Source organism: Mycobacterium sp. 1245852.3 (genome assembly GCF_001669335.1).
Taxonomy (GTDB): domain Bacteria; phylum Actinomycetota; class Actinomycetes; order Mycobacteriales; family Mycobacteriaceae; genus Mycobacterium; species Mycobacterium europaeum_A.
On the sequence record NZ_LZLL01000363.1, the window covers coordinates 1 to 619 of the forward strand.

General features: G+C 70.3%; 1 protein-coding gene and 1 pseudogene. One reads left to right on the plus strand and one right to left on the minus strand.

The window, feature by feature from the left end; translation table 11 throughout:
* A partial coding sequence (locus tag A9W96_RS16125) for an adenylate/guanylate cyclase domain-containing protein (RefSeq protein WP_197499539.1) occupies positions 1-427 on the plus strand: 427 nt, incomplete at its 5' end.
* A gap of 10 nt (positions 428-437) precedes the next feature.
* On the opposite strand, the pseudogene A9W96_RS16130 reads toward A9W96_RS16125, so the two are convergent.
* A pseudogene (locus A9W96_RS16130) lies at positions 438-619 on the minus strand (hypothetical protein); the annotation flags it as partial.

A 619-nucleotide genomic window follows, 5' to 3' on the forward strand; every position in this document is an offset into this window, starting at 1 on the left:
CGCCGTCGACGAACACCACGGTCTGGTCAACAAGTTCGCCGGCGACGCCGTGCTGGCCGTCTTCGGCGTGCCGTTGCCGACGAACGAACCGGCCTCGTCGGCGTTGGCGACCGCGCGTGCGCTGGGGTCTCAACTGCGGCGGCTGCCGGTCGATTTCGGCATCGGCGTCTCCGCGGGGCGGGTGTTCGCCGGCAACATCGGCGCCGAGAACCGGTACGAGTACACCGTGATCGGCGACGCCGTCAACGAGGCCGCGCGATTGGCGGACCTCGCCAAAACCTCCGACCGGCGCATCCTGTGTTCGGCGGGTGCCGTCGATGCCGCGGGGGAGACCGAGCGCGCCCAGTGGGCCGAGTGCTATTCGACGGTCCTGCGCGGGCGGTCCGAGGCCACCCACGTTTCGGCCCCGACGGGCTCCGCCGGCTAGCCGACCCGCGTCAGGACTTCGAGACCTTCAGCGCGGCAATGATCTTCCCGATGAGGCCCGCCGAAGCCGCGTCACCGATGGGGGTGCTGCCGATGAAGACGGTCACCGGCTTGGTGTCGACGGCGATGATGGTGACGGAGTCGCCCTTCACGTTGCGGCTGGGGTCGGCGATCGTGACGTCGGCGTCGACGC